Annotated in this window: 20 protein-coding genes and 1 other RNA gene; 10 read left to right on the top strand and 11 right to left on the bottom strand. The window is 69.4% G+C overall.

All coding sequences use genetic code 11. The features are described from left to right. The first annotated feature begins 155 nt into the window (after positions 1-155). Positions 156-2,753, top strand: coding sequence for an ATP-dependent chaperone ClpB (clpB, locus tag bpln_RS10955; RefSeq protein ID WP_042625209.1), 2,598 nt, complete (start codon positions 156-158; stop codon positions 2,751-2,753). Between the two features lie 98 nt (positions 2,754-2,851). Here clpB and bpln_RS10950 read toward each other — a convergent pair whose 3' ends face one another. The 3 genes from bpln_RS10950 to bpln_RS10940 form a co-directional block, all read right to left on the bottom strand. After that, a complete protein-coding gene (locus bpln_RS10950; RefSeq protein ID WP_055138829.1) occupies positions 2,852-3,274 on the bottom strand; it encodes a YidB family protein in 423 nt (140 codons plus the stop codon). A gap of 110 nt (positions 3,275-3,384) precedes the next feature. Further along, on the bottom strand, positions 3,385-4,017 hold the full coding sequence (locus tag bpln_RS10945; protein WP_055139508.1) for a ComEA family DNA-binding protein: 633 nt from the start codon (positions 4,015-4,017) through the stop codon (positions 3,385-3,387). A 547-nt stretch (positions 4,018-4,564) separates the two neighbouring features. Further along, positions 4,565-6,508 carry a sigma-54-dependent Fis family transcriptional regulator gene (locus tag bpln_RS10940; protein WP_055138828.1) on the bottom strand — a complete coding sequence of 648 codons (1,944 nt, stop codon included), beginning with the start codon at positions 6,506-6,508 and terminating at the stop codon, positions 4,565-4,567. Positions 6,509-6,953: 445 nt separating this feature from the next. Between bpln_RS10940 and bpln_RS10935 the strand changes: the two genes are divergently transcribed. The 4 genes from bpln_RS10935 to bpln_RS10920 all read left to right on the top strand — a co-directional run bounded on the left by bpln_RS10935 (position 6,954) and on the right by bpln_RS10920 (position 11,318). Beyond that, positions 6,954-8,009: an ATP-NAD kinase family protein gene (locus bpln_RS10935; protein WP_055138827.1), complete on the top strand. Its 1,056-nt coding sequence runs from the start codon at positions 6,954-6,956 to the stop codon at positions 8,007-8,009. A gap of 130 nt (positions 8,010-8,139) precedes the next feature. Next, the gene (locus bpln_RS10930; protein ID WP_042625205.1) at positions 8,140-9,123 is read left to right on the top strand and encodes a thiamine pyrophosphate-dependent dehydrogenase E1 component subunit alpha; all 984 of its coding nucleotides are present in this window, start codon (positions 8,140-8,142) and stop codon (positions 9,121-9,123) included. 58 nt (positions 9,124-9,181) lie between these two features. Beyond that, positions 9,182-10,192 carry an alpha-ketoacid dehydrogenase subunit beta gene (locus tag bpln_RS10925; RefSeq protein WP_055138826.1) on the top strand — a complete coding sequence of 337 codons (1,011 nt, stop codon included), beginning with the start codon at positions 9,182-9,184 and terminating at the stop codon, positions 10,190-10,192. 4 nt (positions 10,193-10,196) lie between these two features. After that, the gene (locus bpln_RS10920) at positions 10,197-11,318 is read left to right on the top strand and encodes an acetoin dehydrogenase dihydrolipoyllysine-residue acetyltransferase subunit (RefSeq protein ID WP_055138825.1); all 1,122 of its coding nucleotides are present in this window, start codon (positions 10,197-10,199) and stop codon (positions 11,316-11,318) included. A gap of 40 nt (positions 11,319-11,358) precedes the next feature. Here the strand turns inward: bpln_RS10920 and bpln_RS10915 are convergent, their stop codons facing one another. The 8 genes from bpln_RS10915 to trxA all read right to left on the bottom strand — a co-directional run bounded on the left by bpln_RS10915 (position 11,359) and on the right by trxA (position 19,983). Continuing rightward, positions 11,359-12,714 carry an MATE family efflux transporter gene (locus tag bpln_RS10915; RefSeq protein WP_042625202.1) on the bottom strand — a complete coding sequence of 452 codons (1,356 nt, stop codon included), beginning with the start codon at positions 12,712-12,714 and terminating at the stop codon, positions 11,359-11,361. Between the two features lie 2 nt (positions 12,715-12,716). Further along, positions 12,717-14,549 carry an ArnT family glycosyltransferase gene (locus bpln_RS10910; RefSeq protein WP_148653997.1) on the bottom strand — a complete coding sequence of 611 codons (1,833 nt, stop codon included), beginning with the start codon at positions 14,547-14,549 and terminating at the stop codon, positions 12,717-12,719. Positions 14,550-14,661: 112 nt separating this feature from the next. Next, the gene (locus bpln_RS10905) at positions 14,662-14,922 is read right to left on the bottom strand and encodes a type B 50S ribosomal protein L31 (RefSeq protein WP_055138823.1); all 261 of its coding nucleotides are present in this window, start codon (positions 14,920-14,922) and stop codon (positions 14,662-14,664) included. Between the two features lie 166 nt (positions 14,923-15,088). After that, entirely contained in the window at positions 15,089-15,934 is an 846-nt protein-coding gene (locus bpln_RS10900) for a M90 family metallopeptidase (RefSeq protein WP_042625200.1), read from the bottom strand. 38 nt (positions 15,935-15,972) lie between these two features. After that, complete coding sequence (locus bpln_RS10895) at positions 15,973-17,532, bottom strand: MFS transporter (protein ID WP_055138822.1); 1,560 nt, start codon at positions 17,530-17,532, stop codon at positions 15,973-15,975. Beyond that, positions 17,529-18,029, bottom strand: a complete 501-nt coding sequence (locus tag bpln_RS10890) for a MerR family transcriptional regulator (protein WP_055138821.1) — start codon at positions 18,027-18,029, stop codon at positions 17,529-17,531. Before bpln_RS10890 ends, bpln_RS10895 begins: the two co-directional genes overlap by 4 nt. Positions 18,030-18,191: 162 nt before the next feature. Next, complete coding sequence (gene rho, locus bpln_RS10885; RefSeq protein ID WP_006402347.1) at positions 18,192-19,454, bottom strand: transcription termination factor Rho; 1,263 nt, start codon at positions 19,452-19,454, stop codon at positions 18,192-18,194. Between the two features lie 202 nt (positions 19,455-19,656). Then, on the bottom strand, positions 19,657-19,983 hold the full coding sequence (trxA, locus tag bpln_RS10880; RefSeq protein WP_042625197.1) for a thioredoxin TrxA: 327 nt from the start codon (positions 19,981-19,983) through the stop codon (positions 19,657-19,659). Between the two features lie 396 nt (positions 19,984-20,379). Between trxA and ffs the strand changes: the two genes are divergently transcribed. The 5 genes from ffs (at position 20,380) to bpln_RS10860 (ending at position 25,673) form a co-directional block, all read left to right on the top strand. Further along, an RNA gene (gene ffs / locus bpln_RS33355) (signal recognition particle sRNA small type) lies at positions 20,380-20,478 on the top strand. Between the two features lie 268 nt (positions 20,479-20,746). Continuing rightward, positions 20,747-23,371, top strand: a complete 2,625-nt coding sequence (locus bpln_RS10875; protein WP_055138820.1) for a DNA polymerase III subunit gamma/tau — start codon at positions 20,747-20,749, stop codon at positions 23,369-23,371. An 84-nt stretch (positions 23,372-23,455) separates the two neighbouring features. Beyond that, complete coding sequence (locus tag bpln_RS10870; protein WP_013698260.1) at positions 23,456-23,782, top strand: YbaB/EbfC family nucleoid-associated protein; 327 nt, start codon at positions 23,456-23,458, stop codon at positions 23,780-23,782. A 42-nt stretch (positions 23,783-23,824) separates the two neighbouring features. Then, complete coding sequence (gene recR / locus bpln_RS10865; RefSeq protein WP_042625195.1) at positions 23,825-24,421, top strand: recombination mediator RecR; 597 nt, start codon at positions 23,825-23,827, stop codon at positions 24,419-24,421. Between the two features lie 46 nt (positions 24,422-24,467). Then, positions 24,468-25,673: a CaiB/BaiF CoA transferase family protein gene (locus tag bpln_RS10860; RefSeq protein WP_055138819.1), complete on the top strand. Its 1,206-nt coding sequence runs from the start codon at positions 24,468-24,470 to the stop codon at positions 25,671-25,673. Positions 25,674-25,707 lie beyond the last annotated feature (34 nt).

Below are 25,707 nucleotides of genomic sequence, written 5' to 3'. Positions count from 1 at the left end.
CCTGCCTTGCCGTTGTCGCGCGCCTCGCCGATCATGCTTCGCGAAGCGTCGCCACCCGCGCCGGCCGGACCACGGCACACATCTTGCCTTGCGACCGCTTGAAAGCCCGATAACCATCCTCATGTTGGTGCTATTCGAAAATTGGAGGTCTCTTCATGAGAATCGACAAGCTCACCACCAAGTTCCAGGAAGCCCTCGCCGACGCGCAGAGTCTCGCCGCGGGCCGCGACAATCAATACATCGAACCCGTTCACGTGCTGGCCGCGCTGATCGGCCAGCAGGACGGCTCGGCGCGCTCGCTGATGTCGCGCACGGGCGTCCACGTGCAGGCGCTGCAGGGCGCGCTGAACGAGGCGATCTCGCGGCTGCCGCAGGTGACCGGCACGGGCGGCGACATCCAGATCGGCCGCGAACTGGCCGGCCTGCTGAACCAGGCCGACAAGGAAGCGCAGAAGCTCAATGACAGCTTCATCGCGAGCGAGATGTTCCTGCTCGCGGTGTCCGACGACCGCGGCGACGCGGGCAAGCTCGCGCGCCAGCACGGCCTCACGCGCAAGTCGCTCGAAGCGGCGATCGCGGCCGTGCGCGGCGGCTCGCAGGTGCATAGCGCCGACGCCGAAAGCCAGCGCGAGGCGCTCAAGAAGTACACGGTCGACCTGACCGAGCGCGCGCGGTCGGGCAAGCTCGATCCGGTGATCGGCCGCGACGACGAGATCCGCCGTTCGATCCAGATCCTGCAGCGCCGCACCAAGAACAATCCGGTGCTGATCGGCGAGCCGGGCGTGGGCAAGACCGCGATCGTCGAAGGGCTCGCGCAGCGCATCGTCAACGGCGAGGTGCCCGAGACGCTGAAGAACAAGCGCGTGCTGTCGCTCGACATGGCCGCGCTGCTGGCCGGCGCGAAGTATCGCGGCGAGTTCGAGGAGCGCCTGAAGGCGGTGCTCGGCGATGTCGCGAAGGACGAAGGCCGCACCATCGTGTTCATCGACGAGATCCACACGATGGTCGGCGCGGGCAAGGCCGAGGGCGCGATGGACGCCGGCAACATGCTCAAGCCCGCGCTGTCGCGCGGCGAGCTGCACTGCATCGGCGCGACCACGCTCGACGAGTACCGCAAGTACATCGAGAAGGACGCCGCGCTGGAGCGCCGCTTCCAGAAGGTGATCGTCGACGAGCCGAGCGTCGAGGCCACCATCGCGATCCTGCGCGGCCTGCAGGAGAAGTACGAGCTGCACCACGGCGTGGACATCACCGACCCGGCGATCGTCGCGGCCGCCGAACTCTCGCACCGCTACATCACCGACCGCTTCCTGCCCGACAAGGCGATCGACCTGATCGACGAGGCGGCCTCGAAGATCAAGATGGAAATCGATTCGAAGCCCGAATCGATGGACCGGCTCGACCGGCGCCTGATCCAGCTGAAGATCGAGCGCGAGGCCGTGAAGAAGGAGCAGGACGAGGCATCGCAGAAGCGTCTGCAGCTGATCGAGGAAGAGATCGAGCGGCTCGGCCGCGAGTACGCGGACCTGGAAGAGATCTGGACCGCCGAGAAGGCCGCCGTGCAGGGCAGCGCGCAACTGAAGGAAGACATCGACAGGGTGCGCGCCGACATCGCGCGCCTGCAGCGCGAAGGCAAGCTCGAGAAGGTGGCCGAGCTGCAATACGGCAAGCTGCCGCAACTCGAGGCGCAGCTGAAGCAGGTCACGCAGGCCGAGGAGCAGAAGGAGCTGAGCCCGTCGCGGCCGCGCCTGCTGCGCACCCAGGTGGGCGCCGAGGAGATCGCGGAAGTCGTGTCGCGCGCGACCGGCATCCCGGTGTCGCGGATGATGCAGGGCGAGCGCGAGAAGCTGCTGCACATCGAGGAGAAGCTGCACGAGCGCGTGATCGGCCAGGAAGAGGCGATCGACGCGGTGGCCGACGCGATCCGCCGCTCGCGCGCGGGGCTGTCCGATCCGAACCGTCCGTATGGCTCGTTCCTGTTCCTCGGCCCGACGGGCGTGGGCAAGACCGAGGTCTGCAAGGCGCTGGCCGGGTTCCTGTTCGATTCGGAGGATCACCTGATCCGCATCGACATGAGCGAGTTCATGGAGAAGCACAGCGTGGCGCGGTTGATCGGTGCGCCGCCGGGCTACGTCGGCTACGAGGAAGGCGGCTATCTGACCGAGGCCGTGCGCCGCAAGCCGTACAGCGTGATCCTGCTCGATGAGGTCGAGAAGGCGCACCCGGACGTGTTCAACGTGCTGCTGCAGGTGCTCGACGATGGCCGCATGACGGACGGGCAGGGCCGCACGGTCGACTTCAAGAACACCGTGATCGTGATGACCTCGAACCTCGGTTCGCAGGTGATCCAGTCGATGGCCGGCTCGCCGCAGGAGGCGGTGAAGGACGCCGTGTGGGAAGAGGTCAAGCTGCACTTCCGGCCCGAGTTCCTGAACCGGATCGACGACGTCGTGGTGTTCCATGCGCTCGATCGCGCCAACATCCAGGCGATCGCGAAGATCCAGCTCGCGCGCCTGCATGACCGGCTCGCCAAGCTCGACATGCAGCTCGACGTGTCCGACGCGGCGCTCGACCAGATCGGCAAGGTCGGCTACGACCCGCTGTTCGGCGCGCGGCCGCTGAAGCGCGCGATCCAGCAGGAGATCGAGAATCCGGTCGCGAAGCTGATCCTCGCCGGGCGCTTCGGGCCGAAGGACGTGATCCCGGTGGACGTGCGGGACGGCAAGTTCGTGTTCGACCGCGTCGTTCACTGAAGCCGGCGCGCGGCTGCCGTGCCGATGAAAAACCCCGCCTCGGCGGGGTTTTTCTTGTTCCGGAGCGGGGCGGTCCGGGGGCCTTCAGCCTTGCAGCCTTACGCCGACTTGCCGAACAGCCCGGTCAGCTGCGACAGCGTGCCGAGCAGGTTCGACGTGTCGACCTGGCCGCCGGCCGGCACCTCGCCGTTCGGCGTGGCGTGGTTCACCGCGTGCGGCAGCACCTGCGCGAGGATGCTCGAGGCCTGTGCCGGATCGAGGCCGACCTTGCTCGCGATCGCCGCGACCGCGTCGGAGCCGAGCACGTTCTGCAGCGTGTCGGGCGAGATTGGCTGGTTCTCGCCGTTGCCCACCCACGAGCCGATGATCTCGCCCGCGCCGCCCTGGCGGAATTTTTCGATCAGGCCGTTCAGGCCGCCGGGCTGGTTGTTGATGAATTCGAGCGCCACGGCGAGCAGGGCGTTCTGGTTGCCGCCGTTTTCGCCGCCAAGCACGCCACCCACGATGTCGAGCAGACCCATGATGATTCTCCAATGAATGATGCCGGTTTCCCGGGCCGGCGCCGCGTGGCGACGCCGGCCGATGAAGGTGCCCGCCGCGCGAGCCGTGTCGCGGCGGGCGGCCGTGCCGCTCAGGTGCCCGAGGTTCCCGTCGCGGCCGATGCGGCCTGATTCTTCTTCGATTTCCTCGAACCCTTCGCCTTCGGTGCCGAACCCGCAGCCGGCACGCTTGCCGTGGCGGCAGGCGTCGAGGCTGCCGACGCGCCGGCGGCGGCGGTAGCCTTGTCCTGCTTCTTCGCGCGCTTGCTGCGGGCCGGTTTGGTGGCCGTGTCGGCGGCCGATGCCGGGGCCGGCGCGGCGGTGGTCGGCGCCGTCGGTGCTGCCGGCGTTGCCGCGCCCGGAGCCGGCGCCGGCGTGCCGGTGCTGGTGCCGGCCTGCGTCCCGGTCGAGCGCGTGCCGGCCGTCGGGGCCGCCTTCGCGCCGGTCGGCGGTGCCGTCGAGCCGCCGATCGTCAGGCCCGCCGCCTCGAGGTTCGTGACCGATTTCTGGCCGAGCCCCTTCACGCGGTTCGCGAGATCGTCCGCGCTCTTGAACGGGCCGTTTTTCGTCCGCTCGTCGACGATCGCCTTCGATTTCACCGGTCCCAGGCCCTTTACCGATTCGAGCGCCGCCTGATCGGCGGTGTTGACCTCCACGGCGGCCGCGAACGTCGCCGTGAGCGACATCGACAGCGCGACGAACAGCATCAGCAACGTCTTCAGCATGTTCTGCATGACAGGAACTCCCCAGTTGAGCGGTCGAACCGCTGTTGGAACAGACGATCACGCGAGGCGGGCCGCCGTCGGGCCGCGAATCAGCACGGGACAAACGCATGTCCTTTTTGAGACGGCGTGGGCAGTGTTGCGCATTGCGGCGTGGACTGTAAAGGGGGCGCGCGGCCGGGGACGGCCGTTTTACGATGTTTGACGCTGGGGTGGGGCATGTCCGGGACGGTCCGCGGCGGGGCCGGCGCGAAGTGGGCAGGGCGGTTCGGATCGATCGACCAGGCCGGGCGGTTGCAGGGACGGGTTTGCGCGGGGCGGCGTGGCGCGTGTGACGGCGGCACGCCGGTGCGGCGGGCGGCTTGGGCGATGCCGATTCGCTCGCGGCTTGAAAGGCCGGTTCGGAAGCCGGGTCGATCACCGGCTCGAAAACCGGTTGGCGGCTCGACTCCGGCGCGCGCCGGATGCGGGTCCGAGTGGCGACCCGGGCGTCGATCGGCGTCGATCAGGCATATCCGGTGTCGGATCCCCGGCCCGTCGCGGCGGCGTCTCAGCGGCGGTGCGGCGGCACGATTCCGAGCCGGGCGATCCGTCGATACAGCGTCGCGCGCGAGATGCCGAGCGCCGCGGCCGCCGCCTCCGGGCGCCAGCGGTGCGCGCTCAGCGCGGCGACGACACGCGCGCGCTCGTCGTCCGCGCCCCGGCCCGCGTCGTCGGCCGGCGCCGCCAGCGCGGCGGCGAGATCGGCCGGCAGATGGCGCGGCTCGACGCGCGTGCCGTCGCAGACGGCGCAGGCATAGCGCAGCGCGTGCCGCAGCTGCCTCAGGTTGCCGGGCCAGGCGAAACGGCCGAGCGCGTCGGCCAGCGCCGGATCGAGCGTCAGCACGTGGCCCGTGGCCTGCGCCTCCTCGGCGAACACGGCGCGGATCAGGTCGTCCAGATCCGCGCGTTCGCGCAGCGGCGGCAGCGTGAACTGCGCGCCGCCGAGCCGGTAGTACAGATCCTCGCGAAACGCCTGCCGCGCGACCAACCCGGCGAGATCGCGATGGGTCGCGCAGATCAGGTCGAAATCGACGCGTACCGGCGCGTCGCCGCCGAGCGGCATCACCTCGCCGTCGGCCAGCACGCGCAGCAGGCGCGTCTGCAGCGCGAGCGGCATGTCGCCGATCTCGTCGAGGAACAGCGTGCCGCCGTCGGCCTGCGCGATCCGGCCGCGCGCGCCGTGCCGCCGGGCGCCGGTGAACGCGCCGGCGACATGACCGAACAGCTCGCTCTCGATCAGCGCCTCGGGCAGCGCGCCGCAATTGACGGCGACGAACGGGCGGTTGCGGCGCGGCCCGGCGTCGTGCAGCGCCCGCGCGAACACCTCCTTGCCCGCGCCGGTCTCGCCAAGCACGAGGATCGGCAGCCGCTTGCCGGCCAGCCGCGCGGCCAGTTCGGCCTGGCGCGCCACGCGCGCGTCGCGGCTCGTCAGATAGGGCGCGAGCGCGCCCAGACGCCGCGCAGCGCCGGCCCGGCGTGCGGAGTCGCCGATGCCGTTGATGCTGCCACCACCGGAGTCGCGCGCGGCGCGGCGCAGCGGCGCCCGCACGCGTGCATGCAGCAGCGCGCCCGTTGCACGCACGCGCAGGCCGGTGATGGCCTCGACGCGCCCCGCGTCGCGCAGCGGCAGCCCCTGCATGTCGAACACCTCGTCGAGGTGGCGCGGCGCGTTCAGCTCCGGCAGCGCTTCCCGCGCGTGGCGGTTCGCGGCCACGATGTTGCCGCACTCGTCGAACGCGATCAGCCAGTCGGGCCGCGCTTCCACGTAGTCGCGCCCGGCATGGCCGAACAGCACCCAGTGCGAGGCCGTCCGGTTCAGGAAATAGCCGTCCTCGATCAGCACCGCGCTTTGTCGGACGAGTTGGTAGACGAGCCGCTGGCTGTCGTGCCGGTCCGGCGACATCACGGCCGAGGCGTCGAGCACGCCGATCAGTTCGCCGCCCGGCGCGAAGATCGGCGCCGCGCTGCAGGTCAGCGTCGTGAACGCCGCGCGGAAGTGGTCGCTCTTGTGGACCGTGATCGGCGCGAGGTCGGTCAGCACGCTGGCCACGCCGCAGGTGCCTTCCTCGCGTTCGGACCAGCACGAGCCGATGTGCAGCCCGGCCTGGCGGAAAGCGGCACGCCGCTCGCGGTCGATCCGGTAGTCGATCGTCACGCCGTGCGCGTCGGTCAGCATCACGCAGTAGTCGGCCACGCGGACCATCTCGTGCAGGCGCGTCAGGCATTCGCCGGAGGCGCGCAGGAACGCGTCCTCGCGTTCGCGCACCTCGCGCAGTTCGCTCGCGGTCAACACGCGTGGCCCGATCGACGAGCCGGGATCGAGCCGGTAATCCTCGAGCGAGCGGCGCCACGACGAGGTGAGCCGGTTCGAATCGGCGGGCGCGGGCAGGCGGCCGTCGAGCGTGCCGAACACGCGTTCGGCATGACGGTTCCGGGCAACGGCGTAAGGCATCGGGGCGCTCCGGCTTGGGCGGGATGGCGTGCCTCTTGTAGCACATCGCGCGGTGCCGATCACCCTGCGGCGCAGCACGGCGACGCGCTGAGACGAACGTCTCATGCCGGACGCGACCGCGTGCGCCGCAGCATGCGCTACCCGCATCGCGGCGTGGCGGGCCCGGGGCGCGGCGCCGCGCCCGTCGCGCTGCGGCGCGGCGAAATGGATGCGGAGGCCGCGGCGTCTCGCACGCGGCGAGACGGAATCGCGAGACGCGGGCCGCCTGCCGGCCTCGCCGCACTGCCGGAAAGATCGCGCGCCGTGCCGTTACGACAAGGGTTCGCGCCGAATCGAGCCGATCTGGCATGTGCCTTGCAGAAGAGGCGGCGGCGTCGTTGCACCCGCGGCGGCGACCACGATACCGAACCGGCTGGCGTACACGCGGCCGACAGGAGACACGCCAGTGACCGCGCCCGTAACCGTCGGCGTGATCGCGAACCCGGCCTCGGGACGCGACATCCGCCGCCTGACCACGCATGCCTCGGTGTTCCCGACGGCCGAGAAGGCCAACATGATCGTGCGCCTGCTGGCGGGGCTCGGTGCGCTCGGCGTCGAGCGCGTCGTGACGCTGCGCGACCGCGCCGGCATCTCGGCGCTGCTGCTGCGCGCGCTCGACACGCACGCGGCGCTCGCCACGCGCGAGCGTTGGCCCGAGGTGGTGTTCGCCGATCTGCCGCCCACCGACAGCACGGCCGACACGCACGCGGGCGTGGCCTGGATGCGCAAGCTCGGGGTCGCGCTGATCGCGGTGCTGGGCGGCGACGGCACGCATCGCGCGGTCGCCGCGCATGCCGGCGCGACGCCGCTGCTGGCGCTTTCGACCGGCACCAACAACGCGTTCCCCGAGGCGCGCGAGGCGACCGTGGCCGGCATCGCCGGCGCGCTGGTCGCCACCGGCGCGGTGCCGCCCGAGGCCGCGCTCAAGCGCAACAAGCGGCTGTTGGTGCGCTGCGTGGCGGGGCCGGCGCGCGGGCGCGAGGAGATCGCGCTGGTCGACGTCTGCGCGGCGCGCCAGCGCTTCGTCGGCGCGCGCGCGATTTCCGAACCCGCCGATCTCGAGGCGCTGTTCCTGACCTTCGCCGAACCGCACGGCATCGGCCTGTCCGCACTCGGCGGCGCGTTCGCGCCGCTCTCGCGCGAGGCGCCCTACGGACTCGCGATGCGGTTTGCCGACGACGCGGCGCAGGGCGGCGTGGCGGTGCTCGCCGCGCTGGCGCCGGGCCGCGTCGAGCGCGTGCTGCTGCACGCCTGCGAGCGGATCGAGCCCGGCGTCTGGATGCCGATCACGGCCGGGGCCGGCACGCTCGCGTTCGACGGCGAACGCGAGATCGAACTCGCGCGCGGCGACCGCTACGAGGTCGCGCTCGACTGGCACGGCCCCGTCACGGTCGACGTCGAGGCGACGCTGCGCGAGGCCGCGTCACGGCAACTGCTGCGCGCGTTCCCCATGCCGCCTTGATCCGCGCGCGCGGGCATCGCGACGATCGGTGCGCTGGCCCGCCTCCGCTTGTGTCGGCACCCCGCGAAGCGTCGATGCACGCCACGCTTCGTTTTTCCTTAGCAATCTTGAAGGCAACAAGGAGACAACCATGACCGTATCGAACCCGCTGGGCCGCGATGCCTTGCTCGAGGCCTACCGTCTGATGCGCACGATCCGCGAATTCGAGGAGCGGCTGCACGTCGAGTTCGCGACCGGCGAGATTCCCGGCTTCGTCCACCTTTACGCGGGCGAGGAGGCGTCCGCGGTCGGCACCATGCTGCACCTGTCCGACGTCGACTACGTGGCCACCACCCACCGCGGCCACGGCCACTGCATCGCCAAGGGCGTCGACGTGAGCGCGATGATGGCCGAGATCTACGGCCGCACCACCGGCTGCTGCCGCGGCAAGGGCGGCTCGATGCACATCGCCGACCTCTCGAAGGGCATGCTCGGCGCGAACGGCATCGTCGGCGCGGGCGGCCCGCTGGTCTGCGGCGCGGCGCTGGCCGCGAAGCAGTGCAAGACGGGCGGCGTCGGCGTGTGCTTCTTCGGCGACGGCGCCTCGAACCAGGGCGTGATCTTCGAATCGATGAACCTCGCCTCGGTCTGGCGGCTACCGGTGATCTTCGTGGCCGAAAACAACGGCTATGCCGAGGCCACCTCGGTCAACTGGTCGGTGGCCACCGACAACATCGCCGACCGCGCGGCCGGCTTCGGCATGCCCGGCGTGATCGTGGACGGCTTCGACTTCTTCGCGGTCCACGAGGCGCTCGGCGAGGCGATCGCGCGGGCGCGCGCCGGCGGCGGCCCGACGCTCGTCGAGGTCAAGTTCTCGCGTTACTTCGGCCATTTCGAGGGCGACGCGCAGACCTACCGCGCGCCCGGCGAGGTGCAGAAGCTGCGCGACGAGAAGGATTGCTTGACGCGCTTCGAGGCGCGCGTGGTGCGCGCCGAGATGGTCGAGGCGGCCGCGCTGCGCGCGATCGACGCCGACGTGAAGCGGCTCATCGACGAATCGGTGGCCGCCGCCAAGGCCGCGCCGCTGCCTTCGGCGGAGGACCTGCTGACCGACGTCTACGTGTCGTACCCGTAGGCGGACACGCTCGACCGGCGGAACCGGCAGTCACGACGACATCGATCAGGAGACGGACATGGCAAGGAAAATCACTTATTCGCAGGCGATCAACGAAGCGCTGAGCCAGGAGATGGCACGCGACGAAAGCGTGATCGTGATGGGCGAGGACAACGCGGGCGGCGCGGGCGCGCCGGGCGAGGACGACGCCTGGGGCGGCGTGCTCGGCGTGACCAAGGGCCTGTTTCACAAGTATCCGGGGCGCGTGCTCGACACGCCGCTGTCCGAGGGCGGCTACATCGGCGCGGCGGTGGGCGCGGCCGCCTGCGGGCTGCGGCCGGTGGCCGAGCTGATGTTCATCGATTTCATGGGCGTGTGCTTCGACCAGATCTTCAACCAGGCCGCCAAGTTCCGTTACATGTTCGGCGGCAAGGCCGTCACGCCGGTGGTGATCCGCGCCATGACGGGCGCCGGCCTGCGCGCGGCGGCCCAGCACTCGCAGATGCTGACTTCGCTGTTCACCCACATCCCCGGCCTCAAGGTGGTGTGCCCGGCCACGCCCTACGACGCCAAGGGGCTGCTGATCCAGGCGATCCGCGACGACGATCCGGTGATCTTCTGCGAGCACAAGCTGCTCTATTCGCGCGACGGCGAGGTGCCCGAGGAATCCTATGCGATCCCGTTCGGCGAGGCCGGCATCGCGCGCGACGGCGACGACGCGACCATCGTCACCTACGGGCGGATGGTCCACACGGCGCTCGACGCGGCGCAGCGGCTCGCGAAGGACGGCGTGCAGGCGGAGGTGATCGACCTGCGCACCACCTCGCCGCTCGACGAGGCGACGATCCTCGAAAGCGCCGAGCGCACCGGCCGCGTGGTGGTGGTGGACGAGGCGCACCCGCGCTGCTCGATCGCCACCGACATCGCGGCGCTGGTGGCGAGCCGCGCGTTCGACGCGCTGAAGGCGCCGGTCGAGCTGGTGACCGCGCCGCACACGCCGGTGCCGTTCGCCGGCGTGCTCGAAGACCTGTACATCCCGTCCGCCGACGCGATCGCGCGGGCCGTGCTGAATACCACCCGGAGGAAGTGAGGCGATGACGATCCACATGATCACGATGCCCAAGTGGGGGCTGTCGATGGAGCAGGGGCAGGTGAACGGCTGGCTGAAGGCGCTCGGCGAGCGCGTGAGCAAGGGCGACGAGCTGCTCGACGTGGAGACCGACAAGATCGCATCGGGCGTCGAATGCGCGTTCGACGGCGTCCTGCGCCGACAGATCGCGCGGGCGGGCGACACGCTGCCGGTGGGCGCGCTGCTCGGCGTGGTGGCGGCCGAGGCGGCCGGCGAGGCCGAGATCGACGCGGCCGTCGAGGCGTTCCTGCGCGATTTCACGCCCGGCGCGGCGGCCGACGACGAGTCCGGCCCGCAGCCCGGGAAGGCCGTCATCGGCGGGCGCACGGTGCGTTTCCTGAAGCTCGGCGAGGGTGCCGGCGACGCGACGCCGGCCGTGCTGATCCACGGTTTCGGCGGCGACCTGAACAACTGGTTGTTCAACCACGCCGAGCTCGCGAAACGACGCCCCGTGTTCGCGCTCGACCTGCCCGGGCACGGGGAATCGGGCAAGGCCGTAGAGACCGGCGAACTCGACGAGCTGGCCGCGAGCGTGCTGGCGTTCCTCGACGATCGCGGTCTCTCGCGCGCGCATCTGGTCGGCCATTCGTTGGGCGGGGCGGTGGCGATGACGCTGGCCGGGCGCGCGCCCGGGCGCGTCGCCTCGCTGGTGCTGATCGCGAGCGCCGGGCTCGGCGAGGAGATCGACCGCGAGTACATCGACGGCTTCGTGGCCGGCAACAGCCGCAACACGCTCAAGCCGCATCTCGGCAAGCTGTTCGCCGATCCGTCGCTGGTCACGCGCCAGCTCGTCGAGGATCTCGTCAGGTACAAGCGGCTCGAGGGCGTGCAGGCCGCGCTCGCGAAGATCGCCGAGGCCGCGTTCGACGGCGCCACGCAGCGCCGCCGCTTCGCCGCGAGCCTGCCGGCGCTGGCGCCGCGCACGCTGGTGATCTGGGGCGAGCGCGACCGGGTGATCCCGGCGCATCACGCGCGCGCGCTGCCCGCCGGGATTCGCGCCGAGATCCTGCCGGGCAGCGGCCACATGGTGCAGATGGAGGCGGCCGGCGACGTGAACCGGCTGGTCGACGCGTTCCTCGGCGGCTGAGGAGCGGGTATGGCGGCGGGCGGCACGGACGGCGCCTGGCTTATGGCGCGTGCCGCAGCCAGCGCAGGCTGATGTGGTTCAGGTAGGTGACGAGCGCCGCGCCCGCGATCAGCAGGCTCGCGAAGTTCGCGAACCAGAAGCCGCGCGCGCCGGTCAACGCGGCCGGTGCCCAGCCGCCGATGTCGAAGCCGAGCAGGTAGCCGCCGCCCACTCCGACGCCCCACAGCGCGACGGCGTAGATCACGGTCGGCACCACGGCGACCTTGTAGGCGCGCAGCACGAACGCGGTGGTCACCTGGATCGCGTCGACGCAGTGGTAGAACGCGACGATCGTCACGAGCGGCAGCGCGGCCGCGACCACCGCCGGGTTCGGCGTGTAGGCGCCGATGATCAGGTGGCGCAGCGCGAGCACCACGCAGGCATAGCCGAGCGCGGTGAGCGCCGCGAACGTCACGCCGTGCCGCGCCAGCAGCCGTGCCTCGTCGGGGCGGCCGGCGCCGAGCGCGCGCGCGACCAGCGTCGAGGCCGCGATGCCGATCGACAGCGGCGTCATGTAGAGCACCGCGCCGAGATTGCCGGCGATCTGGTGGCCGGCCAGCACGGTGGTGCCGAAGTGCGAGATGAACAGCGCCATGAACGTGTACGACGTGACCTCGATCAGGTACGACAGGCCCATCGGCAGTCCGAGCTTGAGCAGCGCCTTCTGGCGCTGCCAGGTCGGCGTGCAGAAGCGCGCGAAGATGCCGAGAGGCGCGAACACGTCGAGCCGCGCCACCAGCGTGAAGCCGATCAGCGCGAGCGCCCAGTTGATCAGCGTGCTGGCGAGGCCGCAGCCGGGGCCGCCCAGCGCCGGCACGCCGAGCCCGCCGAAGATGAACCAGATGTTGAGCGGGATCTTCAGCGCGAGCGCGCCGAGCTGCAGGAACATCGCGAGCCGCGGCTTGCCGGCCGCGTTGGTCAGCGCGTTGTAGATGCGGAACATCAGGCTCGCGGGCAGCCCGAACGCGAGGATCCGCAGGTAGTCGACGGTGCGGTCGTGCAGTTCGGCCGGCGTGTGTGCGGCGCGCAGCAGCAGTTCGGGGAAGTGCAGCAGCAGGAAGCCGGGCACGGCGAGCATCACGGCGAGCCACATCGCCTGGCGCACTTCTTCGCCGATTTCCTGGAAGCGGCGCGCGCCGTAGAGCTGGCCCGCGATCGGCTGCAGCGCCGAGAGGATGCCGGTCAAGCCGATGAACACCGACACGTAGATCGACGAACCCAGCCCGAGTGCGGCCAGGTCGAGCGCCGAATAGCGGCCCACCATCGCGGTGTCGATCACGCCGAACGCGATGATGGCGAGCTGGCCGATCAGCACCGGCCACGCGAGGCCGGCGATGCGGCGGACGTCGGCGAGCATGGTCAGCCGCGCGCGCCGCGGCCGTGCGCGTGGCGGCGCACCGGCGAACGCGGCCGCTCGATGCGCTCGTAGAGGCGGAAGCGCTCGTCGCGGTCGGCCGCGCGGCGGCCTTCCCAGACCAGTCGCCAGACGTATTCGGACATCGCGCTCGGGTCGCCGTAGTCGGCGGCGTCCTGGCGCAGGATCACGTCGCAGTTGTCGGTGAACGAGAAGTGCATGTCGCCGAAATAGGCGAAGGTCGCGATCTGCGCATCGCCGAGCCGCACCGGCGAGATGCATTCGTAGTCGGCCGGCAGGTGCGCGGCGATTTGCACCGCGACGTCGCGATAGGTCCGGCTGTAGTTCACGAACGGCAGCCACAGCGTCATCAGCAGCACCCACATCAGCGTGGTGCCGGCGCCCGACAGCACCACGCTGCGCCACAGCACCTTCGGCTGCCGCGAGATGCGCCAGCGCACCAGCACGAACCAGCAGCCGGTGACGATCAGCGCGCAGGCGAACGCGAGCGCGTTGAAATGCGGCACGTAGCCCGGCACGAGGCGGCCGAGGTTGCGCGCGAGCGGATGCGGGAAGCCAGTGACCGAGGCGAGCCAGACCAGCCAGACGAAGCTGCCGAGGATCGTGAAGCTGAGCACCGCGAACCAGTCGATCGCGTTGATCGCGCCGCGCTTGAGCGTGGGCAGCGCGAAGGTCGCGAGCACCGCGAGCGGCGGCAGCAGCAGCATGTAGACGCGGTTGGTCTGCTGGCTTTGCAGGATCACCAGCGCGACCAGCGGCGCGGCGACGGCGAGCGGAATCGCGATGTGCGGCCGGCGCCGCCAGCCCTTCCAGCTGATCCACGCCCAGATCGCGAGCGGCCAGGCCGGCCAGGTGAACAGCGGCAGGTTCTTCGCCGCGTACTTGAGCACGGCCGTGGGCGGCCCCGAGAAGCGCATCAGGCTGCCGTGCATCCACTGGTCGAGGAACCAGGACGCGTCGTCGGGGTAGAGCCGCAACGCGGCGAGGGGCCACAGCGCGAACAGCACGATCGCGATCGGCAGGCCGACCAGCGCCAGATGGCGATGGCGCACCTCGGGCGTGACGGCGATCAGCACCACGGTGCCGACGATCAGCGCGCCCGTCAGCACCGGATTGCCCGACAACAGCAGCAGGCCCACCGCCGCGCCCCACCAGGCGGCGCCGTGCAGCGGCTTGTCGGTCATCCGCACCAGGCCGTAGACCAGCATCGCGATCCAGGCGAACTGCGCGAGCTGCGGGGTGGTTTCGTGGCCGCGCTCGGCCAGGCCGAAGCAGGCGAGCAGCACCAGCAGCGCGCCGTCGGCGAGCGTGCGGCCGTAGTCGCGCGGCTCGGGTTCGCCGCCGAACGCGTACTTGAACGGCTGCACCTCGGCGCGGCGGCCGAGCAGGTAGGCGGTGAACCAGACGAACGCGCAGGCGACGCAGAACAGCACGCCGGTGGAGAGGCGCGACGCGTTGCTCGCGTCGAGCCACGGGCTGAACGCGCGGATGCCGAGCGCGCCGAGCCAGTAGCCGAGCGGGCCGTCGGAGGTGACGAACTTGCCGACCAGGTTCGGCAGCAGCCAGTCGTGCGCCGAGCCGCCCGCCATGGTCCACATCACGCCGAAGCCGGCCGCGTCCTCGTTTTTCCACGGGTCGCGCCCGAACAGGCCGAACGCCGCGTAGACGAGACAGAGCGTGAGCAGCAGCCAGCGCGGCAGCGCGCGCGTGGCGGAGGCGGTAAGGCGAACGACGGGCTTCATGCAGATGACTGACTTGGTATGAGGAGGCGCTTGGCCGGCGTCGGCGGGCACGGCCGACTTGCGAGCATCCGGCATTGTAGACGCTGCGCGCGGGCGGTGCCGCGAGCGCGCAGACGAAAAAAGGGCAGCCTTGGCTGCCCTTTTCGTTCGATCCGGCGATGCCGCCAGCCGGTGTCGCGTGGCGAGCTTACGCCGCCTTGCCGTTGGCGCGCGCGCCGAACTTGTTCTTGAACTTCTCGACACGGCCGGCCGTGTCCATGATCTTCTGCTGGCCCGTGTAGAACGAGTGCGACTCCGACGACACTTCGATCTTGGCGAGCGGATAGGTCTTGCCGTCGAGGTCGATCGTTTCACGCGTCTGGATCGTCGAGCGCGTGATGAACTTGAAGCCGTTCGACATGTCCTGGAAGACGACTTCGCGATAATTCGGATGGATGCCCGGTTTCATGATGTTTCCTGTAATGGAGCGGTAGCCAACCCGCCGCGCGAATCCGTCAAACCGGACGCCGCGCCGTTGCGAGCCACTTGCCTTAGGTCGAAAAACGGCGATTATGCCAGAAAATCAGTTGCTTGACGATTTTTTGGCGTACCCGGCGCCGCCTGCGCGATTCGGCTCAGCGGGCCGCCAGGCCGTCGAGCGCGCCGGTGCCGGCCGGGTCCTGCCGGTAATAGTGCGCGAGCAACCGGTAGAGCTCCGGAAACTCGGCCTCGAACGGGCCCGGGCGCACGAACAGCGCCTCGCTGCAGATCGCGAAGAACTCCGACGGATGGTTGGCCGCGTAGGGCTCGATCAGCGAATTGCGCTCGAAGCGCGCCCAGGCGCGATCCGGCACCGCGTCGACGCGGTCGCAGAAGCGGTCATAGGCATGATCGAACACGTCTTCCCAGCGCGTCGCGTCCAGATGCGGCGCGTGCAGCCGGCGGAACAACGGCGGATGGCCGTCCGCCTCGCCGTTGATCATGTCGATCTTGTGCGCGAACTCGTGGATCACGACGTTGTACACGTCGCTGCCGTCGGCCATCTGCACGTCCTCCCACGACAGGATCACCGGGCCGCCGCCCGGCAGGGCCTGGCCGACCGCGTCCTGGGTGAACTCGTGGACCACGCCGGCCTCGTCCTCGACGGTGTGGGGAATCAGGAATTCGCCCGGATAGACGATCACGCCGCCCCAGCCGCGATAGAGGTCGAGCCCGAGGTTCAGCACCGGCAGGCAGGCCTGCGCGGCGATGTTGACCGTCATCGCGTCGGTCAGCTCGAGGCCGTGGGTGGTCGAGAAGGATTTTTCGGCGAGCAGGCAGCTGGCCATCTCGCGCAGCCGGGCCAGCTCGGCCGCGGGCCGCGCCGAGAGGAACGGCAGTTTCGCGAGCGTGGCGTCCCACAGCGCGTCGGGAATCGGGAACGCGCGCAGCGCGCGGTCGCGGCGGCGCGTGTCGAGCCACCGGGAGAGTCGGGAGAACATCGATACGGGGCGGGCGTGACGAGACAGCGCACGGTACCTCAATCGATGGATTTTTGCCAGGCGGCGAACAGGCCGCCGCACAGCGCGACGCCGGCGATGAACAGGAAGCCGTCGAGCGAGGTCAGGAACGCCGCCTGGCGCCCGATCGTCTCGCTGATCGACACCAGCGCGAGCGTGTGCGCGTCGCCCGCCGCGTGGCCGCCGCCGGCGTAGCCGCGTACGAGCGCCTCGACGGTCTGCGCGAAGGCGGGGTTGAACACGCTCGCCTGCTCGAACAGCCGTTCGCGGTGCAGCGCGTCGCGATGCTGCTCGATGATGATCACCGAGGCGGTCGCGAACGACAGCGTCAGCTGGCGCACGATGTTTTTCAGGCGGTAGCTGTGCGTGTAGTCGTCGATCGTGAATGCGCGGAACGTCAGGTTCGCGACCGGCATCACGATGAACAGCAGCAACAGGCCGCGCATCAGCAGCGGCGCGATCAGCTCGGCCTCGCCGACCCCGGGCGACATCCGCGCCATCGTGAACGCGGCGCCGGCCGCGAGCGCGAAGCCCGGCACGATGAACCATTTCTTGTGCGTGACGTGTTTCGCGTAGCGCAGATAGACGAACAGCGCGGTGGACGCGATCAGCGAGGTGGCGCCCGTCAGCCGCCCGGCGTTCTCGACCGGATAGCCGAGTCCCGCCTCGAGGAGGCGCGAGGTCAGGTAGCTGAACGAAGTGGTGATGTAGTAATAGAACACGTACAGCAGCAGGCCGACCTGGAACGTGCGCAGCCGCAGCGCCGACATGCGTACCAGCGGCGCGGGCTGGTTCCACTGATGGCGCGCGAACAGCGCCAGCGCCGCGAAGCCGGCCACCGTCAGCAGGATCAGCAGCGGAGACGACAGGAACAGCTGGTAGCGCACCTGCTGCATCACGATCTGCAGCGAGCCCTGCGCGAACGCGAAGATCACGTATGGCCAGATCTGGCTCGGGGTGCGCTCGGCGGGCGGCGCGTGGCCGGAATCGGGCAGCGTGACATAGGCCAGCAGCGAGCTCGCGAGCGCCATCGGCACCGTGCAGGCGAACACCGCGCGCCAGGTGAAGCGCGCGATCAGTTCGCCGCCGACGATCGGCGCGAGCGAGGTGCCGAGCAGCAGCATGACGAGGAACGCACGCAGCGCGGGCGCGCGCTTCGGCGCCGGATAGGTGATCTGGATCAGGATGCGGCAGGCGCCCATCATCGGGCCGATGAAATAGCCCTGGAAGCCGCGCGCGAACGCGAGTTCGAGCGAGGTGTCGGCGAGCGTGGCGGCGATCGCGCCGAGCGCGTAGAGCAGCATGCAGCCGCTCACGTAGCGGCGATGGCCGACGCGGTCGATCCACCATTGTTGCTGGAGGATGCCGAGCACGGCCGTGATCGCATAGGCGCTCGAGGCCCAGACGAGTTCGTCGGGCGAGGCGTTGATGCCGCCGGCGATGTAGCTGGCGAAGAACGAGAACAGCGCGTTGTCGAAGTAGTCGAGGCCGGTGACGAACGCGAGCGCCCAGCGAAACAGCTCGCCGCGCGATGCCGCGAGGTTGCCCGGCGGCGCCTGGGTGGGGGCGAGGCTGCTCATGGCCGTGACCTGCGGCTGCGGGCCTGCTTCGCGGCTGCCCGGCGGCGTGCGACCAGCGCGTCGGGGTCCTCGCCGGCCAGGCGCCGCTCGACGTAATCGATGTCGTGCAGCAGTTCGGCGCGGATCGTCTCGACCTCGTGCAGCTCGCGGCGCGCGGCGGCGATCCGTTCGTCGAGCGTCGCCACCTGCTGCGCGAGGTTCGCGTGGATCTCGCGCAGCGAATCGTCCGAGAAGCGCCGCTGCCCGTCGCCGGCCGCCTCGCTCGGCCGCTTCAGCATCTCGGTGATGCCGTGCAGCGAGAAGCCGAGCGCGCGCAGCCGCAGGATCCTAGCGAAGCGCTCGAGGTCGGTCTCGGCGTAGAGCCGGTAGCGGCCTTCGCTGCGGCTCGGCGTGACCAGCCCGCGCTCCTCGTAGTACTTCAGCGTTCGCGGCGTGACGCCGAGGCGTTCGGCGGCGTCGCGCACGGTCAGCAGGGAGGGGGCAAAGGAGCGGGTCATGGTGATCTGGGCGCAAGCGCGCACGGCGAATGACAGGATGCCATCGATTATAGATCAACGTGTACGTTCACGTACAGGTTGGAGCCTGAAAAAGCCGCCTCGCGGGCGGCTTCCTGGGGCTTGCTCCGGCTTCGCGCCGGTTCGGCCTGGCGCCGAGCGGGCTCAGCCGCCGCGGCGCATCAGGTCGAAGAACTCGGAGTTGCTCTTGGTCTGACGAATCTTGTCGAGCAGGAATTCCATTGCCTCGACTTCGTCCATGTCGTGGATGAACTTGCGCAGCACCCAGATCTTCTGAAGGATGTCGGGCTTGATCAGCATTTCCTCGCGTCGCGTGCCCGACTTGTTCAGGTTGATCGACGGGTAGACGCGCTTTTCCGCGAGACGGCGCTCGAGGTGGACTTCCATGTTGCCGGTGCCCTTGAACTCTTCGTAGATCACGTCGTCCATGCGGCTGCCGGTTTCGATCAGCGCGGTACCGATGATGGTCAGCGAGCCGCCTTCCTCGATATTGCGCGCCGCGCCGAAGAAGCGCTTCGGGCGCTGCAGCGCGTTGGCGTCGACACCGCCCGTGAGCACCTTGCCCGAGGCCGGGATCACGGTGTTGTAGGCGCGCGCGAGACGCGTGATCGAGTCGAGCAGGATCACCACGTCGTGCTTCATTTCCACCAGGCGCTTGGCCTTCTCGATCACCATTTCGGCGACCTGCACGTGGCGCGTGGCCGGTTCGTCGAAGGTCGAGGCGATCACTTCGCCCGCCACCGAACGCTGCATTTCGGTCACTTCTTCCGGGCGCTCGTCGATCAGCAGCACGAACAGGATCACGTCCGGGTGGTTCTGCTTGATGGCGTGCGCGATGTGCTGGAGCATCACGGTCTTGCCCGACTTCGGCGAGGCGACCAGCAGGCCGCGCTGGCCCTTGCCGATCGGCGCGATCATGTCGATGATGCGGCCCGTCACGTTTTCTTCGCCGCGCATCTCGCGTTCGAGCGAGAGCGGCTTGTTCGGATGCAGCGGCGTGAGGTTCTCGAACATGATCTTGTGTTTCGAGGCCTCGGGCGGCTGCCCGTTGACTTTGTCGACCTTGACGAGCGCGAAGTAGCGCTCGCCGTCCTTCGGCGTGCGGACTTCACCTTCGATCGTGTCGCCGGTATGCAGGTTGAAGCGGCGGATCTGCGACGGGCTGATATAGATGTCGTCCGTGCTCGCGAGGTACGACATTTCAGGCGAGCGCAGGAAACCGAAGCCGTCCGGCAGGACTTCGAGCGTGCCGTCGCCGAAGATCGTCTCTCCCGTCTTGGCGCGCTTTTTTAGAATGGCGAACATCAGCTCCTGCTTGCGCAGGCGGTTCGCGTTTTCGATCTCCAGGCCATTGGCCATTTCGATCAATTCGGACACGTGCAGAGACTTGAGCTCGGATAAATGCATACGGAGAACCCGCCAGGGAGGAGAGATGCTACGAAAGAAATAGGGAGGAGGGCGAGCGGAAACGCTCTGAGACTTTTGCGTCGGATGGCGACGTCGATTTAAATTCTAGCACACGCCGATTCGGCCTTGCCTTGCCGTAACTCGGCTGCACAACGCGCCTGTTGCCAGCCGGCAACAGGCGCGTTGTGAGGAAAATCCGTTTTTACAGGTGGCTGTCGAGGAACGCGGTCAATTGCGATTTGGACAGGGCGCCGACCTTTTGAGCGGCGAGTACGCCGTTCTTGAACAGAATCAGCGTCGGGATGCCGCGCACACCATATCGTGCCGGCGTCGCCGTATTTTCGTCGACGTTGATCTTGGCGATCTGCAGCTTGTCGCCGTATTCCTTCGAGATTTCGTCGAGGATCGGGGCGATCATCTTGCAGGGGCCGCACCATTCCGCCCAGAAATCGAGCAGGACGGGCTTGTCGGATCGGACGACGTCCTGTTCGAACGACGTGTCGCTGATGTGTTTGATCTGTTCGCTCATTTGGTCAATACCTCATTCGTTTCGGGGACTGCCTGCGGGTGCCGGTCAGGTGCGCCGGCCTCCGGTTCAGGCAGGTCCGCCCCGCAGGGAACGGCGGCCATGAAGCGCTGAAAACCGTGGCTCGCGGGTCACTCGGGCGTCATATTAGCCTAAATCGCTATCTGCCGTGGGCGGCGATAGTATCCGCTTCGCGAGTAGGGGTTCGGACCGCTACGGGCGACGGCAGGAACGTGGGGATGGCGCTCGCGAATGCAAGTCCGGGCGGGCCGGCGGCCTGCATATTTGACGCCTCGCTCGGGCTGGCCGTTTCTGATTGGTATCTCGGCGCGCGTCGGCGGCGACCGTCATGCGATAAATCGGTCGCGTTCGCGACGAAGCGATGTTAGAATTCGCCGTGACGGGCCTCCTCGCATGGTGGGCCGGTGAACCTGGTCAGGTCGGGAACGAAGCAGCCACAGCCGTTTTCCGCCAGTGCCGAGGGTCAGGCTCGTCACCTTCCCCCTTTTTTCCTTTTCCCGATTCGATCGTCCAGCCAGTTTCATTGGCCCGTTCGTGTTGCGCTGTGCCCTGCGTTGTCGTCCGTTGGGCCGGGTATCTTCATCCGCCCGACGGCTCCGCCGATTTACCCAGCCGTCTCATGCTCCATTCGATGCCCGTTCCGCTGCCCGCGTCGCGCCGCTCGTCGCGTCCACACCGTGCCCGGCCGGCTTGCGCCGCGCGTCAGGCTGTCGGCGGCAACCGGTGTTACTGATACAATTTCCCGATGACCTATCAAGTTCTCGCACGCAAGTGGCGTCCGAAGGATTTCGCTTCGCTCGTCGGCCAGGAGCACGTTGTCAGGGCGCTCACGCATGCGCTCGACGGCGGGCGTTTGCATCACGCCTATCTGTTTACGGGCACGCGCGGCGTCGGCAAGACCACGCTGTCGCGGATCTTCGCCAAGGCGCTCAATTGCGAGACCGGCGTCACCTCGCAGCCGTGCGGCGTTTGCCGCGCCTGCCGTGAGATCGACGAGGGCCGTTTCGTCGACTACGTCGAAATGGACGCGGCGAGCAATCGCGGCGTCGACGAAATGGCCGCGCTGCTCGAGCGCGCCGTCTACGCGCCCGTCGATGCGCGCTTCAAGGTCTACATGATCGACGAAGTCCACATGCTGACGAACCACGCGTTCAACGCGATGTTGAAGACGCTGGAAGAGCCGCCGCCGCACGTCAAGTTCATCCTGGCCACCACCGATCCGCAGAAGATTCCCGTCACCGTCCTGTCGCGCTGCCTGCAGTTCAACCTGAAGCAGATGCCGGCCGGCCATATCGTGATGCATCTCGAACGCATCCTCGGCGAGGAACGCGTCGCGTTCGAACCGCAGGCGCTGCGGCTGCTCGCGCGCGCCGCGCAGGGCAGCATGCGCGACGCGCTGTCGTTGACCGACCAGGCGATCGCCTATTCGGCCAACGAGGTGACCGAGGCAGCCGTGTCGGGCATGCTCGGCGCACTCGACCAGACCTACATGGTCCGGCTGCTCGACGCGATCGCGTCGTCCGACGGCCCCGAGATCCTCGCGATCGCCGACGAGATGGCCTTGCGCAGCCTGTCGTTCTCGACCGCGCTGCAGGATCTGGCCGGCCTGCTGCACCGCATCGCCTGGGCGCAGTTCGCACCGGCCTCGGTGCTCGACGAGTGGCCGGAGGCGGCCGACCTGCGCCGCTTCGCCGACATGCTGAGCCCCGAGCAGGTGCAGCTCTATTACCAGATCGCGACGGTCGGCCGGGGTGAACTCGGTCTCGCGCCAGATGAATACGCCGGCTTCACGATGACACTGCTGCGGATGCTCGCGTTCGCGCCTGCCGCGGGCGGTGGCGCGCCGGTGCCGGGTGCGTCGCCCGCCGTGGCCGTGGGCGGCCGTCGTGCCGCCGCACCGGTGGAAGCGACGAGCGCCGCCTCGCGTGCGAGCGGTGCCGCTGCCGGTGCGACGCCGTCGGTGCCGGCGGCTGCCGCGGCATCGAAGCGGATGCCGGCTCCGATGCCGCCGGCCGTGGTCGAGCCGGTGCCCGAGCCCGTTGCCGCGAAGCCGGCTGTGGAGCCGGTCGCGTATCAAGATGTCGTTGTATCGACCGTGTCGGCCGAAGCGCCGGCGAGCGCCGATACAGAGAAGCCTGCTGAATCGGGTGAGGCGCCCGCCGAGGCTGCCGCTGCACCAGCGAGCGAAGCGGTGCCGATCGTGGCGGACGAGGCCGCCGAGTCGCGGGTTGAATCACCCGATGTCGCGCCGACGACCGGGGCTGCGCCGACCGCCGAACCGGTGGCCGAGCCCGAGCCGGCGTCGCTCGCCGAAACGCCGCCCCCCGTCGAAGCGGCCGAAGCAGCCGACACGTTGCTCGCCGACGTGGCAGCGCGGTCTCCGGCGACGGAATTGCCCGAAGAAGCGGTTTCGACGGCATCCGGGCCGGCGCCGGTTGCCGCCGCGGTGTCGCGTCCGGAATCCGTCGAACCCGCCGCCGCGCGACCGGCTCCGGCCGAGCCGGCCGAACCTGTTGCAGCACCGGCCGAGCGTCCCGCCCCGTTGCGCGGCGCAGGCGCCGCCGCCGCGCTCGACGTATTGCGCAACGCCGGCATGCGAGTCTCGTCCGATCGCGGCCGTGCCGCGCCGGCCGCGAAGCCGGCAGCGGCGGCCAAGCCCGCCGCGCCGCGCGTGAACGTGCCGCCGCCGCGCCCGCGGGCGGTGCAGCCCTCGTCCCGACCGGCCGCCGGGTCCGATCCGTCGGCGCCGCCGCCGTGGGACGACATGCCGCCTGACGATTACCTGCCGATCTCGGCCGATGACAACTACGGCCCGCCGCCCGACGACGGCTACCTGCCCGTATTCGACAGCGGTCCCGACGATGTGCGCGTCGCGCTGCAGCCGGCGCCCGCGCCGGTCGACACGCGTCCGCTGCCGCCCGCCATCGCGCTCGACGCGATCGGCTATGCCGGCGAGTGGCCGCAGCTGGCCGCGAGCCTGCCGCTCAAGGGTGTCGCGTACCAGCTCGCGTTCAACAGCGAACTGACCTCCGCCGAGGGCGGCGTGCTGAAGCTGGCCGTGCCGGTGCCGCAGTACGCGGAGGCGGCCCAGGTTGTCAAGCTGAAGGCGGCGCTCGCCGAGGCGCTCGGCAAGCCGGTCGAGGTGGCCGTCGAGGTCGGTCCCGCGCGCCGCACGGCGGCCGCGCTCGACGCGGTCGAGCGCGCGAAGCGCCAGCGCGAGGCCGAGCAGGAAATCGGCGCCGATCCATTTGTCCAGCAATTGATTCGCGATTTCGGCGCGCGCATCGTCGAGGGCTCGGTGCGGCCCGTCGCGAGCGACGCCGCGGCGGTCGGGCCGGCCGGCCAAGGCGGCGCGCCGACGCTGCACTGAGCGCGCCGCGCGCATCCCATTCCCTAATTCCGGAACCGGCGCTAAGATCGCGCCGGTCTCACACGAACACCAAGGAGCACGTCCATGATGAAAGGCCAACTCGCCGGGCTGATGAAGCAGGCTCAGCAGATGCAGGAAAACATGAAGAAGATGCAGGAGCAGCTCGCCCTCATCGAAGTCGAAGGCCAGTCGGGCGCCGGGCTCGTGAAGGTCACGATGACCTGCAAGAACGAGGTGCGGCGCGTGGCGATCGACCCGAGCCTGCTCGCGGACGACAAGGACATGCTCGAGGATCTGGTCGCGGCGGCGTTCAACGACGCAGTGCGCAAGGCGGAAGCCACCTCGCAGGAAAAGATGAGCGGCATGACCTCCGGGCTGCCGCTGCCCCCGGGCTTCAAGCTGCCGTTCTGACGCGGCACCGAAGCTGATCCACGACTCGCACGCCGGTTCCGTATGAAGCAGCCGTCCGCCCTGTCCGCCCTCGTCGAAGCGCTGCGCGTGCTGCCCGGCGTCGGCCCGAAATCCGCCCAGCGGATGGCGTACCACCTGATGCAGCACGATCGGGAGGGCGCCGAGCGGCTCGGGCAGTCGCTGCTGTTTGCCACCGACCATCTGAAGCACTGCGAGAAGTGCAACACCTTCACCGAGGCGCAGATCTGCGAGGTCTGCAGCGACACCGAGCGCGATCCTAGCCTGCTCTGCGTGGTCGAGACGCCAGCCGACCAGATCATGCTCGAACAGACGCTGACCTACCGCGGCCTCTATTTCGTGCTGATGGGGCGGCTCAGTCCGCTCGACGGCATCGGTCCGAAGGAAATCCATTTCGACCGGCTCGTGCGGCGCGCCTCGGACGGCATCGTGAAGGAGGTCGTGCTCGCGACCAACTTCACGAACGAGGGCGAGGCGACCGCCCATTACCTCGGCCAGACCCTGAAGGCGCGCGGCCTGTCGGTCACGCGGCTCGCGCGCGGCGTGCCGGTGGGCGGCGAACTCGAATACGTCGACGCGGGCACCATCGCGCGCGCGATGCTCGACCGCCGCACCATGTGATCGCAACGCGGCTGCGTTCGCGAGCCGCTCCGGAGATACCCAGCAGATGAGCGCAAAACCGGGCCCGCTCGCGGGCGTCAAGGTGCTCGAATTCGGCACGCTGATCGCGGGGCCGTTCGCGGCGCGCCTGTTCGCCGAGTTCGGCGCCGAAGTGATCAAGATCGAGGACCCGAACGGCGGCGATCCGCTGCGCAAGTGGCGCAAGCTCTATCCGGAGGCGGGCGGCACCTCGCTCTGGTGGTCGGTGCAGGCGCGCAACAAGAAGTCGGTCACGCTGAACCTGAAGACCGACGAGGGCCGGCGCATCGCGCAGCAGCTCGCCGCCGAGGCCGACATCGTGATCGAGAATTTCCGGCCCGGCCTGCTCGAGAAGCTTGGCCTCGGCTACGACGTGTTGTCCGCCGGCAATCCCGGCCTCGTGATGGTGCGGCTGTCCGGCTATGGCCAGAGCGGCCCGTACCGCGACCGGCCCGGCTTCGGCGCGATCGCCGAGTCGATGGGCGGGCTACGCCATATCACCGGCTATCCGGAACTGCCGCCGCCGCGCATCGGCATCTCGATCGGCGATTCGATCGCGGCGCTGCACGGCGTGATCGGCGCGATGATGGCGCTGCACCATCGCAACATGAACGGCGGCAACGGGCAGGTGGTCGACGTCGCGCTCTACGAGGCCGTGTTCAACATGATGGAGAGCGTGGTGCCCGAGTACGGCGTGTACGGCATGGTGCGCGAGCGCACCGGCGCGTCGCTGCCCGGCATCGTGCCGTCGAACACCTACGCCTGCGTGGACGGCAGCATCGTGATCGGCGGCAACAGCGATCCGATCTTCAAGCGCCTGATGCAGGCGATCGAGCGGCCGGATCTGGCCGACGATCCCGCGCTCGCCCACAACGACGGCCGCGTGCCGCGCACCGCCGAGATCGACGCGGCGATCGCCGCCTGGCTCGCGCCGCGTACCATCGAGGCCGCGCTCGCGGTGCTGAACGCGGCCGACGTGCCGGCCGGGCCCATCTACAGCGTCGCCGACATGTTCACCGATCCGCAGTTCGTCGCGCGCCAGATGATCGGGCGGTTCCGGCTGCCCGACGGGCAGGAGATCGCGCTGCCCGCGGTCACGCCGAAACTGTCGGAGACGCCGGGCGATACGCGCTGGCTCGGCCCCGAACTCGGCGAGCACACCGACGAGGTGCTGGGCGCGCTCGGCTACGACGCGCAGGCGATCGCGGCGCTGCGCGACAGGCGCGTGATCTGAGCCCCGGCGGCGGCGCCGAAGGCGCCCGGACTGT

This window comes from Burkholderia plantarii, assembly GCF_001411805.1.
GTDB classification, from domain to species: Bacteria; Pseudomonadota; Gammaproteobacteria; order Burkholderiales; family Burkholderiaceae; genus Burkholderia; species Burkholderia plantarii.
The sequence above is the reverse complement of the archived record's forward strand: the minus strand, read 5'-3'. Positions and strand labels throughout refer to the sequence as shown.